This is a genomic window from Pseudomonas sp. LAMO17WK12:I10, assembly GCF_900215185.1.
Classification (GTDB): Bacteria; Pseudomonadota; Gammaproteobacteria; order Pseudomonadales; family Pseudomonadaceae; genus Aquipseudomonas; species Aquipseudomonas chlororaphis.
This window is the reverse complement of record NZ_OBDX01000021.1, coordinates 113,926-125,462: the sequence shown is the minus strand read 5'-3', so window position 1 is coordinate 125,462 and position 11,537 is coordinate 113,926. Positions and strand designations below refer to the sequence as shown.

At 55.7% G+C, this 11,537-nt stretch carries 12 protein-coding genes and 1 pseudogene; 6 read left to right on the top strand and 7 right to left on the bottom strand.

Features of this window, described 5'->3' with window-relative positions:
- Positions 1-324 (bottom strand): annotated as a pseudogene (locus CRO75_RS22030) (NlpC/P60 family protein); the annotation flags it as partial.
- A gap of 36 nt (positions 325-360) precedes the next feature.
- On the opposite strand from CRO75_RS22030, the gene CRO75_RS33315 reads away from it, so the two are divergent.
- From CRO75_RS33315 to CRO75_RS22005, 6 genes are all read left to right on the top strand, one after another.
- Positions 361-705, top strand: a complete 345-nt coding sequence (locus CRO75_RS33315) for a hypothetical protein (protein ID WP_239990625.1) — start codon at positions 361-363, stop codon at positions 703-705.
- The gene (locus CRO75_RS33310; protein ID WP_239990624.1) at positions 693-938 is read left to right on the top strand and encodes a hypothetical protein; all 246 of its coding nucleotides are present in this window, start codon (positions 693-695) and stop codon (positions 936-938) included. Before CRO75_RS33315 ends, CRO75_RS33310 begins: the two co-directional genes overlap by 13 nt.
- A gap of 282 nt (positions 939-1,220) precedes the next feature.
- On the top strand, positions 1,221-1,424 hold the full coding sequence (locus tag CRO75_RS22020; protein ID WP_097138137.1) for a hypothetical protein: 204 nt from the start codon (positions 1,221-1,223) through the stop codon (positions 1,422-1,424).
- A 21-nt stretch (positions 1,425-1,445) separates the two neighbouring features.
- Positions 1,446-1,658 carry a hypothetical protein gene (locus CRO75_RS22015; RefSeq protein ID WP_097138135.1) on the top strand — a complete coding sequence of 71 codons (213 nt, stop codon included), beginning with the start codon at positions 1,446-1,448 and terminating at the stop codon, positions 1,656-1,658.
- The gene (locus CRO75_RS22010) at positions 1,658-2,770 is read left to right on the top strand and encodes a phage integrase Arm DNA-binding domain-containing protein (protein ID WP_097138133.1); all 1,113 of its coding nucleotides are present in this window, start codon (positions 1,658-1,660) and stop codon (positions 2,768-2,770) included. The genes CRO75_RS22015 and CRO75_RS22010 overlap by 1 nt, the downstream gene beginning before the upstream one ends.
- A 412-nt stretch (positions 2,771-3,182) precedes the next feature.
- A complete protein-coding gene (locus CRO75_RS22005; RefSeq protein WP_097138131.1) occupies positions 3,183-4,298 on the top strand; it encodes an acyltransferase in 1,116 nt (371 codons plus the stop codon).
- Positions 4,299-4,340: 42 nt separating this feature from the next.
- On the opposite strand, the gene CRO75_RS22000 is transcribed toward CRO75_RS22005, so the two are convergent.
- From CRO75_RS22000 to CRO75_RS21975, 6 genes are read right to left on the bottom strand one after another with little or no spacing between them, the layout of a single operon-like run.
- Positions 4,341-5,378, bottom strand: coding sequence for a hypothetical protein (locus CRO75_RS22000; protein WP_097138129.1), 1,038 nt, complete (start codon positions 5,376-5,378; stop codon positions 4,341-4,343).
- 59 nt (positions 5,379-5,437) lie between these two features.
- Positions 5,438-7,360 carry a hypothetical protein gene (locus CRO75_RS32610; protein WP_143503996.1) on the bottom strand — a complete coding sequence of 641 codons (1,923 nt, stop codon included), beginning with the start codon at positions 7,358-7,360 and terminating at the stop codon, positions 5,438-5,440.
- Between the two features lie 14 nt (positions 7,361-7,374).
- Positions 7,375-9,234: a hypothetical protein gene (locus CRO75_RS21990; RefSeq protein WP_097138125.1), complete on the bottom strand. Its 1,860-nt coding sequence runs from the start codon at positions 9,232-9,234 to the stop codon at positions 7,375-7,377.
- Positions 9,234-10,463, bottom strand: a complete 1,230-nt coding sequence (locus CRO75_RS21985) for a hypothetical protein (RefSeq protein WP_097138123.1) — start codon at positions 10,461-10,463, stop codon at positions 9,234-9,236. Before CRO75_RS21985 ends, CRO75_RS21990 begins: the two co-directional genes overlap by 1 nt.
- Before the next feature lies 1 nt (position 10,464).
- Positions 10,465-11,094 (bottom strand): hypothetical protein, encoded by a 630-nt coding sequence (locus CRO75_RS21980; protein WP_097138121.1) that lies wholly within the window; start codon positions 11,092-11,094, stop codon positions 10,465-10,467.
- Entirely contained in the window at positions 11,094-11,534 is a 441-nt protein-coding gene (locus CRO75_RS21975) for a hypothetical protein (protein ID WP_097138119.1), read from the bottom strand. Before CRO75_RS21975 ends, CRO75_RS21980 begins: the two co-directional genes overlap by 1 nt.
- Between the last annotated feature and the right edge of the window lie 3 nt (positions 11,535-11,537).

Sequence of the window (11,537 nt, the reverse complement as noted above, 5' to 3'; positions counted from 1 at the left end):
GAGCCAGGGCCCGCCGAAAACGATGATTTCGCTTGGCCGGCCATACAGGTGGTGCAGTAGGAAAGGTCCAGGGCCGAATACCTCGGCCGCCTCCCCGGGCAGCTGCGGATCCGGGTCGAGGTAAATCCCCGCGTGGTTCGGGTGCGCGGTGCGCCCTATGGACATGACGATCATGTCGCCGCGTTGCGGCTGGTCCACTCGCACGAATCCCGCCGCTTCATAGGCCTGCTCGTAGAGGCTCGGTCCGGCCGGGTCTTCCCACCAGCCATCAGCGCGCTGGAAGGCTTCGAACTCCAGCCCCCACTCGCGCTTGTAATCGTCGCTCACGCCTGCCTGGGCGAGGTGGAGTGGCCCGGTGCTTTGGAGCTTGCCCAGGGCCAGGCGGCATCAGCTGGCCTTCCGTTCATCGTGGCCAAGGCCAGTAAGACACTGCTAGAAATGGTCGAGCGGCGTTTCGAAAGTCGTCCCGAGGTGCCGAGCTGGCCATCGGCGAGCACCCGTCAGTGCACCAGCGACTTGAAGCGCGGGCCAATTCAGCGCGAGGTGCGCCGGTATGCCAAGGCCAACGGTTTCAAGGTCATCGTCAACTGCTTGGGTCTGCGTGCTGCGGAGTCGCCAGGCCGGGCAAAGCGCAAAGAGTTCAGTCGTATGGGTATCAGCAACAGCGTCAACACCTGGACGAATGGCTACCGGTGCATGATCTGAGCACCGAGGAAGTGTTCGGCATCATCGCAGCCGCTGGTCAAGAGCCGCACTATGCCTACGCCCTGGGAAATGATCGCCTGAGCTGCGTCTTCTGCCTCTTCGGCAGCAAAGGCGATCTGCGCAACGGGCGCCGGCATCGCCCAGAACTGCTGGGCAAGTACAACGCGATGGAGAAGCGTACCGGCTACACGATGCACATGAGCCGGATCCCACTGATCGAGCTTTCTGCTTAACCCCCCACACTCAACTTTCAGATAGACCCGCAGCACGCGGGCGAGGAATCCGTATGTCCGACATCAAGGTTCAGTGCTGTCGTTGCAAGAACAAACACATGGAAAGCGAACGCCTCAAGGTTCCAAGCAAAAAATTTGGCGCCGGCGTCAGCGACATGATCTGCCCGCGGTGCAGATGCACCACCTACTACCGACTAGACACCAAATAACCACCTTCTGCCGCCACGTGCGGCACATCCCTCATCAATCACACCGGCCGGAGACGGCCGGCGAGGAATCCCCATGCCTGCAAAAAAACTCTTCGAGATCCTGGTCGGCATGCTGGCCTACCTGCTGATCACCCTGCTCTGGTTCTTCTACGCCGTCCCGGGCATGTGGGAGAGCGGGACTGAAGCCGCACTCATTGCCTCCGTCACTGGTTCGATGCTGTGGCTGATCGCTACCGCTAGCGGCATCGTTTACATCATCCAGCGGGCCAGGCCCTGAACCGCAAGGAGATCATCAATAATGAATCGAGAACTGATCAAAATCAGCGAGTTTCAGCGCCGACGCTGGGGGGTGAACGGAACGCCGCCCTGCCCCCAGGCGATCCGCAACTACATCCGAAATGGTCAGCTCCCAGGCGAGCAGATAGGCAAGCTCTGGTACGTTGACTGGGCTGCATTCACAAAGTCAGCCGGCAACGACCTCGTCGCAATGGTATTGAAAGGAGCTGCATGATGGCACCAAGGCCGCGCAAAGCTGCGAACAAGAGCCTTCCGCAGAACCTGTACTTCGATGCGCGGCGCGGAACATATCGCTATCGGCGGCCAACCGATGGGAAGTTCTTCCCGTTCGGCTCTGACCGCCTGAAAGCCATTGACGCCGCGAAGCAGTTGAATCTGGAGTTCATGCGCGGCGCTGACCTGATCGGCGCCGTAATGGGCAGCACATCCGAATCGTTCGCCGGCTTCCTGGACACGTATGAACGCGACGTGCTGCCACCGCGGGAGTTGGCAAAAGGGACCTTGGGTCTCTATGCCGTGCACTTCCGCCGCTTCCGGAAGCAGTTCGAAGGAAAGGCGGTCGACCAGATCACGATCCGCATGATCGCGGAGATGCTGGACGTCCTCACGCCTCGCACTGCCAACCAGTGCCGCGCCCTGCTGATCGACATTTTCAACCATGCAGCGGCCAAAGGCCTATGCCCGGACAACCCGGCGGCCAGCACCATCAACCGCATCGAGAAGAAGCAGCGCAAACGACATACCATCGAAGGCATTAAGGCGATCCGGGAGAAGTCGCCGACCTGGCTAAAGAACGCGATCGACCTCGCCCTGATCACAGCTCAGCGACGGACGGACATCCTCAATATGCGGTTCGACGGGATTCGGGAGGGGTTTCTGTACGTAGTGCAGCAGAAGACGGCCAAGGCCAGTGACGCAGCATGGATTCGGTTCAAAGTGACCGATGAGCTCCAGACCGTGATCAGCCGGTGCCGGGATGATATCGCCTCCCCCTACTTGGTTCACCGCCGTCCGGATCGCCTGAAACAGAAGCAGGCGCAGACGAAAGACCATTGGACTCAGGTTGAGGAGCGATATTTGACGCGAGCCTTCAAAGAGGCCCGGGAATTGGCAGGTTGCTACAAAGGTTGGAAGGAAGAGGAGATGCCAGGCTTCCACGAAGTGCGAGCGCTATCACTGCACCTGTATCAGAAAGCTGGAAAGGACGGGCAGAAAATCGCCGGCCACGCGAGCGAGGCAATGACCAAAAACTACCAGCGGGACCACGCCGAGATCATCTGGTCAGAGGCAATTCCCGACCTGAATATCAGCGAAATCACAGGCTAGTTTTGCGCGAGTATTGCGCAGGTTTTGCGCAGCCCCTAAACGAAAAAAGAGATCAGGCCGCTAAGTGCTTGATCTCTCTTAGGAATATGGTCGGGACGGAGTGATTCGAACACTCGACCCCTAGCACCCCATGCACGCAGTACGGATGCAAGCCCTTCTGGAATAGCCGTTTTTATTGGCGCTCGCTGCAATCGAATGCCCATAAGCGCTCACACGAGCGTGAGAGAGTCACGCAAAAGTCACGCACCCTCCTCCGGCATTCTGCCGACCGAGTACCACTCCCCTTGTACTACCTGCATGTTTTAACCTACCAAGCCCGCAATCTTGGATCCGCGGTCTTAGCTTTCCAATCCCTGCTTGTATAGAATTCGACACTAAGCAGCTACACAATCAAAAATTTAAAGGACCCATCATGCAACGGATCGCCTTTGCGAACGCCTTGCGCGGAATCGCAGCCCTCTGCGTGGTTATCGCCCACTACATACTGATGTTCAACTATATCCGCGGAGAGTTCGGTGGGCTGCCTGCGCTGCCAGAGAAACCTTTCCCGGACTGGATGATCAGCTTCTTCAATCCGCTGAACAGCTTGAACATGGGTGCATTCGGTGTTGCGCTGTTCTTCCTGATCAGCGGCCTGGTGATCCCTATTTCTGTCGCAAGCCTCCAAGGCAAACAGCTTGCGAAAACAAAATTCGTGATTGGCCGCCTGTTCCGGATCTGGCCAACCTACATTGTCGGGCTGCTTATCACGCTCGGCGCGCTTGAGACTGCCGCTGGTTACATGGGCTACACGACCTCATACACCGTCCCGCAAGTACTGACCCAGATGTCTCTATTCCGCGATTGGTTCGGCAGCTCGGTACCGCTAGACGGGGTTGTTTGGACGCTGGAAGTGGAGATCAAGTTCTACCTGGTCGTGCTTCTATGCTGGTCACTGATTGGCAACGCCAAGCTTCTCCCGTTATTCGTGCTTGGCATCGCCACTGTGCTGGCTGCGAACTTCTATCCGGGGAACATTCACCAGTCGGGGCCGTTGGCCGCTTTCGTTTACCCGATCAAGTACATCTTCTTCATGATGATCGGTGTGGCGTTCAACTACCATTTCCGTGGGCTGCTGAGTCTTGAGCGACTGTTTGCCATTGCCGTGGGAATGCTTTGTGTCTTCGGCTACAGCTGCATTATAGAGGGCTGGCAGCTCGAGGTTATCGTTTCCTACTTCGCGGCTTTTGCGCTGTTCACAGGCTTCTATCTGCTGGCCAGGGACTGGAATGGCGGCCCGGCGTTCGACTTCCTTGCGAACATCAGCTATCCGCTGTACGCATGCCATGGCGCCTTTGGGATCGTGGGGATGAGGATCATGATCGATCAAGGCATCGGAGCAATTCCGGCTCTTTCTATGCAAACGGCCATGACCATCTTGTTGTCTTGGATTATCCACAAGGCGGTTGAGAACCCTACGCATATCCTCGGGAAGAAGCTGGCAGCAATGCTAAGGATTCCACCAGCACCAGTAACTGCACGCCCATAATAGAAGCCCGCTCTAATCAAGCGGGCTTTTTGCATTTTGGGCCTACACGAAAGGGACTGGCTCAACGATGTAGCAGTCTTCGCAGTCTTCAGTGATGACTGTATCCAGGATGATTGGTGATGCCACCTGCGGGCGCAATAGGCCGGAACGGATAGACGCGGTATACACACCGACATTCACCGTGTTGAAGCGGCCCCGGGCATTCACAGAGACGGTGTCGATGCAGTAATTCATGCCCTGGCCGACACCGCAGCTTTCACCGCCAGAGTTGATAATCCGCGTCGAGTCCTGCCCCTCGACAACGACGCCCCAAGTGTTCTGCTCGTCTCCCAGCCCAGGCTCGGTACCTATGCAGTAGCTATTGATGATGGTGTTGTACTCGCCGCCATTGTCGACCAACAACATAGTGCGCCCAGTCCAATCGACCGACGTGATGTTTTCGATCACGCAGTGCTGGGCATAGTGCATGTGCAGTCCGACGGCGCAGTTCCCCGTGAACTCGAGGTTCCGGATGTACACGTTCTTGATGGGATCGCATAGGGCGACAATCGCGTTTTCCGGGTGTTCTCGCTTGATGACCCGGTTGACGATCAGGGAGTTGGCCAGGACATAGATCACCTGGCGGACTTCCATTGGCCCATCCAGGGGCATCGGGTAGGTGTCGAAGTCGGTCGAAGCATCCGAGATCACAATCCATGAGCCGTTCGTGTAGGGCGTCGTGTCGGCTACGAAAATCTGGGTTGTGTTGACGTGGGCCGTAGCAGTCAGGTAGCTGCCCGGGCGGACGTTGCCTTCGTAGTCAATCGCTGCATAGCTCGGGTCTGATGGCAGCTCGGGGTTTCGCCCTACTCCGCTGCAATCGATCGTGACTTTATCGATCCCGGGCGCTGGCTCGATGATCTGGCCGCTGTATGGCCAGTTGTCATCGCGATTCAAAAGGACTGTCGTCCCGATTGGGCACTCGGTGCCATTGATCTGCAACCAGCGATAGCCGGCCTTCAAGATCGATCGGATTTGCGGGCCATTATCGGCGTTTGGATTCGGGGTAAAAACGTAGGGGGTGTCGCTGTAAATTGGCATCTCTCAATCTCGAGTGTTGAAATGGATGCCATCCATGGCCTATGACTTGCTTGATCCGATTATGACGCGCTCACGCCGATCACGCCGGCCGTGGCACCAGTTCCGTTGACCAGGATGGCCTTCGAACTAAGCCCAGCAGCAGGCGCGCCAGCGACAACGCTGTTGAGCGACAACTGACCTCCTATCAACGTAACTCTGTTCAAAGTCGCCCCAGCATCCTTGCCTTCATAGTTTGAACCGCCCGGGTTGACGATATCATTCATGAGGCTTGTGATGGTTGAGGTGTCGAAGGCGTATATCCCCCACATTGAAGGACTCTGAATGTGAACACCTTCCGAAAGAATCTTTGAGGTATTAGAGGCGACTATCCCGAATGTGCCGCCGAAAAGATTCGATCCAGTCTGGACAACGCAATCCGTGCAATCACCCTGAAATTGCACGCAGGCCATGGCAGGAGTTACTACCTTGGCTTTGAGCGAGACCATTTTTGCGGACTCGACCAGAACACCCTGAGCTGAACCATTCCTGACCGATACATCCAGTTCAATCCCGTCAACTCTACCAGCGCCTGTTCTACGGACATACACCCCAGGACCAATAGAACTCGACACTCCAACAAGCCTTGCATCAACTTTTGTATCTATCAGGTTTCCAGCTCCAAAAACACCGATCTGGATTCCACCAGTAACAGGAGAGGCCCAGTCTTCTCCCACCAGACCCGAGAAGTAGCACCCATACTTGTCTTGAGCTGTAGCATTTGTGATGGCCCCAGCCACTCCGCACCTGATAGATACGCAGCCTACCCCGCCAGTAAAGGAGCAGCTTTCAATAACATGCCCCGTATCAAGGCAATCTATCGAAACATTCCCTATGTTAATGGAGTTGGAGGAACTGCAAAAGAAACCATCGGCTGCCTTGCCTGTAACACCACAACTCATTGCCATGCAGTTCGTTGTGTTTACTTGGAGTCCATCGCCAGCTGTGGAAATTCCAATACCTGGAATTGATGCGCTCCCGATGGCATTGCTGCCAGTGACTTGGGTCAATTGGCAGTCCGTGCAGCTAACGAGGCTAACGCTAACGGTTCTGGTTGTAAGTGAGGATTGTCGGCCAGACTTATTTGAATCTACTGTGAATCCTTTGAGCTCTAATTTTGATTTACCAACAGCCGACAGGGTGTATTCAAAATTAGTCGAATCCATGGCCTTTATAGTTGCCGCCTTGGAGTCCGCCGTCATTCTCAGGGTGTTTACAGGGATGACAATAGAGCGACCTACCATACTGACGCCAGACCACCGAACCTCCTTGCCTTCCGACACGGCAAGTAGACGATCCCATGCGTCAGCATCATCAGTAACACCATCCTCTCTCCCGCCTGCCATCTTTAACGTATAGGCGTCAGCGTGTTTTAGTTTCCACCTACCGCCATCAGTTGGGTTAACAATAGTCAAAAACCCAGAGTCTGATGTGGTTGTATCGGTTGAGTCGTATTTATACAGGCTGTTAATGACACCTGCGCCTGAGTAATACTCGGTCACCACTGCATACGGCGTCCCATTCTTCGACAAAGTGCGAAGCTCGGCGATTGTATCTACTTGGCGGAATACTCTACCAACCAGAGCCGAACCCTTGGTCGAATCCGTGGTATTCGCAAGGTCGCTGATCAGGTTTGAAACGTTTGCTTCGACGTTCACTTCATTCGGAGAGTTGTAAACGAAACGACCAGAGCTGTCATACACCGTGATCGAGTAGTTACCGGTTACGTAAAGCTTTGCCGGAGTTCCATTTCTGGAAAAATACCCACCAATAGTCCGCAGCGGCTGAACAGCTGGATATAAGCCGGCTTCATCCCAGAATACGTTCACAGGGAACGTTTGAGGATTCAGGTTAGGCTGACCAATATAAATAGTTGCATTATTAAGAGGATTGCCATCACTCCCGTTAAATACTGCAAATGGTGCAACAACAGATCCAACAGACATAGCTCATGCTCCGATTATTCGCCAAGAGATTTACGTACTTTTGCCCGAAGTTTTGAGTCTTTGATGCTCTTGGAGAGCAAGCGGAAACTCGTCATTATCGGAACTGGAATACCTGAGGCGGCGGTTAGAACAAGATCCATCGCGCCGGCGAGGACGCTTGCGGTATTGCTTGTGTTAACTGCGCCTGGCGGAGCAACCAAGACATCTTTTGCGACATCATTGATTGTCCTCAACTGCTCGGCTCCCTTCTTCCCAAAAACGAAATCAAGCTTCCCGCTCTTGTCGAGCTTTGTTATGGCCCTGTCTAACTGAGCCGGCGAGATAATGGCATTGCCCTGCGTGTCTCTGGACACGTTCTTGGTGGCTTCTTCTTTCAGATAATTCAGAGTAGCGCCTTGAAGCTCACGCCATGCCTGCTGCCCGCTAGACCCTTCGGTCTGGAGAAGCTTACGGACCTGTCGGACATCATCCAGGGACGTTCCAGGATCAATAATGGAGCGTCTTACGACATCCTCAAGAGCAATGGATCGATCAGCGCTACCGCGCTTTTGTCCCATTAGGTTTTTCACCAATGTGACGTTCTCATAGTCGCGCGCATATTTTGCGCGAGCGCTTCTAGCTCTACGATATGCCTCGCCACCAACTGATTCAGTCGCGTTGTCGATCAACTCTTTCATGATCGATGCTTGACGGATATTCGTTGGCTCAATGTTGGTGGCCGCATTGATCGATCGGCGAAATAGCTCGGCATTCTTGAGCGATACCGGCTGAGGGATCAGGGCCCCACTGGAATCTTCTTTTGCCACCCCAAGCTGGATAGCCTTAGACCTTGCGGCCTTCAGAACATTGGCCACCTCTGATTCCGGCGCGCTTTCTTCAATGTGACGGACAAGATCGTCCAGCCTCACAGGCGCTTCCATTTCTCCAGACTTTTCAGCCTCCTTATAAAGGGCACGGATTCGGTTCTTATCAGAAGCAGCACGGCTACGTAGCGCTCGATCGACAGACAGCCCTGCTGATCGTAGATCGCCTGCCTGCGCGCCTGTCATATCGATGAATGAGTCAAAGTTCTGCTGTAGCTGCATATTTTGCTGGGCGAACCTGTCGCGAATGGCTGCGCCCATTTCGGGATCTTTCGCAGTCTCCCGCTCAAAACGCTGTTGCCCAAGATCCCTGCTGCGCTGACCCTGGGTTAGCTTGATTGGAACCGGAAGCTCTTCTGCCTTGGCCTGGCGTAGAGTCCCCGCCTCTACTGCCGCCGCGCCACCGCTTCGAGCGCCTGTTTGGGCTTCTGCGGTTGCTGGGCGCACCGCCTCAGTAATATGCTTGGCTCCTTGCGTGACCGGCGTACTCACCTTGCCAGCTGCTGCCCTGGTAAGTGGTGCGGCTGCGCGAGCGCCTTGAGCAATCGCGCCAATCTCCGCGGTCATTGGGGCCACCGCGGCTAAAGGCGCCAGTGCCTCGCCGGCAGCCTGAGTCATTTCTTGCCCAGCCTCTGTACGGGGCGAATATGTCAAAGACTCGGCACCCTGTGTAGCGGCTTGCTCCACAGCGTCAGCCGCTTGCTGCGTGCCAAATTGCCCTGATAGCAACTGTTCAGCGAGCCCCTTAAGCGTGCCCCCGATCATTCCGAGGGCGCCGCTTGTGGCGCCAGTGCCGAGAGCCAGGGCTGTTTCACCAGCGCCCACAATTTCGTCGCCTAGGGATTGTTCAGGGGCCCGCTGCACTGTCTCCGGGATTTCATTCCCCGGAACCTGATTCATGGGGTCTTGCCTTGCGCGCGCAACAACAGCGGCCAATTTACGGGCTGCATCCATGTCGCCGGCCTTATCGGCGTTGATCAGGGCTGATTCCAACTGCTGTAGAGTGGCCATTATTGAGCCGCTCCATATTTTTGTAGAAGGGCATCGACTTCATCTGGCCCCGGAGCGGCTGATGGCGTGTCAGGCACGACGTCAGGCACGCCGAACTTCTCAGACAAATTGCTGCGGCTTTTGAGAATCAGGCGTTGCGCTTCTCGAACGTTCTCGACAAGTCGCGATGGTGATTGTCGAAGGCTCAAGTTTTGCAGGGACGCCTGGAGCTTTTCGCCTTCGGCATTGGAAAGCGCCCCCATTCCCTTGAGAGCCGGGATCTGAGCCATAAATGCCTGAGATGAAAGAGTGGTCAGCAATTCTTCGAAGTCTGCCGTATCCTGGCTTGCTGTGGGCAGCCTAGAAGAAATTGGCCCCGTAGCGCTTTCAATAACTCCCACAGGAGTCTTCAGCACCCTATCTGCGGTATTGAGCATGTTATCGATAGTGGCCCGCGACGATTCAACCTCGGCAGCTTTCCCGCGAATCGTCTCGTCTCGCTTCATCTGAGCGTCTTGCACTTTCTGCTGAAGGGCCTGGCGCTTCAAGTCATTGCTTTCCCGGGCGATATTCGCATTCAGCGCCGCGATCTGAGAGTTCTGACGTGACACCTGGATATCATTCTGCATCTTGGAGATTTCCCAGCCGCTTTTCGCCAGGTCCTGAACCGCTTTTGATTCAGCATATTTGGCGTCAATGGCAGCCTTTGCCGCCTTGGCGTGGGAGGCTGTCAATTCGGAAGGGGCGGCTTCGGCGGAGCGCAATTCGCTGGCAATCTTCCCCCACTTCTCAGGGTCCAAAGCCGATAGGGTCAATCCGATCTGGGCGCCGGTCAGCTTAGGATCGCGCTCGAGTGAATCCCGAATCTGAACCAAGCTGCTTGGGTCCTGCCCGGAGTTCTCCATGGCCTGAATCTGCTGGTCCAAAATACCTTTGGCGATATCCGGCTTGCCACTCTGGATTGCACTGTAAACCTGGGTGCCTGCCCGGAACTGGGAATCCTGCTGATCCTTGCTCTGGATATCCCAGGCCTGCTTGAACGCTTCCCTTTGAGCCGGGTACTTGACCGACATGGCCGCAGCAGCACTGGCAGTCGGGTTGTTCAAGTAGCTCTGCAGATCGGACGAATATTGCTCGGCCATAGCGCTCGCTTTCTGCTGCTGGGCAAGCCCTTGTCCGGCCTGAATCCCCCCCATCAGCGAACCAGCGATATCAGGTTGCTGAATGTTGTAGTTGAATGGTTGGGCCATGTCAGAAAGCTCCTGCGCCGTATGCAGCGCCGCCGATCCCGATCAAATTGCTGATCATCTGATTCTGCGCGTTGGCTTGGCCGAGAATGCCGCCAGCCCGTGCTTGCCCCTGCTGCGCCAGAAGCCCAGAGATGTTGTTTGCCGACTGCATGCCGGCATTGCCTGTCTGCGCGGCAGAGCTCTGCCCCAGAGAAGTGATGCCGCCGAGGTTCTGATACTGCTGCTGGACCAACTGATTCAGAAGCTGTGGCCGATATTGAGCCAAAGCACCCTGAATGTTGCCGCCACGCAGGCCTCCAGTGGCGGACGCGTTTTGCAGCATGGCATTTTCGCTTTGCTTCGCAACGGACTGAAAATAAGGTGAATTTTCAATGCCGGAAATAGCGTCTCGCTGAGCGTTCGCGCCGCTCAGGCCGAGAATTGCCTGCTGCTGCCCGAGGGCGCCCGTCCCAGCCGTCACGTAGGGCTCAAGCAGCTTGCTGATGGCGTCGAATTGTCGGCGTTGCTCGGCAATTCCTGCTTCTGATGCTTCGGCCTGGGCCTCCCCGGCCTTGCCTGACGCTTTTGCGGATTTCGAGGCGCCATAGACTGCCGCGCCTGCTCCGACTACGGCCGCTGTAGTGGCTGCCATTACAAAATCCTCGTAAATGAAGTTTCAGATTTCTGATATCCGCGACGCTGATAGATGGTCGCGCCTATTTCTGGGTCGCATGACTCCATGACGATCATGTTCCAGTACTTGATACCCTGGCTTCGTGCTTGCCCCTCAATATGGTCCATGAGGCGAATCCCATTCATCCCTTTTCGGGCTCGAGGATTAACCCACCAGGCTATTTCGGTGCCACTTTTCACGGCTGCACACCCCAGCAGCGGGCCGCACACACCGGCCACGAAACCTTCGACGCTGCCATTGATCTCCAGGATGGCCAAAAGCCCATGATCGAGCGCTAGCGATGCCATGAAATGAACATGGTCAGCATCGAAAGGGTCGTCATACATGGTGTGCTTCCAGAACTCACGAGCCATCTCAACCACGGCGGCAAGATCTTCTAATTTTCCGTCACGGACCATGAT

Bases quoted from the DNA above. Each gene is read 5' to 3' on its own strand.
- CRO75_RS21980 (WP_097138121.1), bottom strand. From the start codon at position 11,094: ATGGCAGCCACTACAGCGGCCGTAGTCGGAGCAGGCGCGGCAGTCTAT.
- CRO75_RS22010 (WP_097138133.1), top strand. From the start codon at position 1,658: ATGGCACCAAGGCCGCGCAAAGCTGCGAACAAGAGCCTTCCGCAGAAC.
- CRO75_RS21975 (WP_097138119.1), bottom strand. From the start codon at position 11,534: ATGGTCCGTGACGGAAAATTAGAAGATCTTGCCGCCGTGGTTGAGATG.
- CRO75_RS22005 (WP_097138131.1), top strand. From the start codon at position 3,183: ATGCAACGGATCGCCTTTGCGAACGCCTTGCGCGGAATCGCAGCCCTC.
- CRO75_RS22000 (WP_097138129.1), bottom strand. From the start codon at position 5,378: ATGCCAATTTACAGCGACACCCCCTACGTTTTTACCCCGAATCCAAAC.
- CRO75_RS22015 (WP_097138135.1), top strand. From the start codon at position 1,446: ATGAATCGAGAACTGATCAAAATCAGCGAGTTTCAGCGCCGACGCTGG.
- CRO75_RS21985 (WP_097138123.1), bottom strand. From the start codon at position 10,463: ATGGCCCAACCATTCAACTACAACATTCAGCAACCTGATATCGCTGGT.
- CRO75_RS22020 (WP_097138137.1), top strand. From the start codon at position 1,221: ATGCCTGCAAAAAAACTCTTCGAGATCCTGGTCGGCATGCTGGCCTAC.
- CRO75_RS32610 (WP_143503996.1), bottom strand. From the start codon at position 7,360: ATGTCTGTTGGATCTGTTGTTGCACCATTTGCAGTATTTAACGGGAGT.
- CRO75_RS21990 (WP_097138125.1), bottom strand. From the start codon at position 9,234: ATGGCCACTCTACAGCAGTTGGAATCAGCCCTGATCAACGCCGATAAG.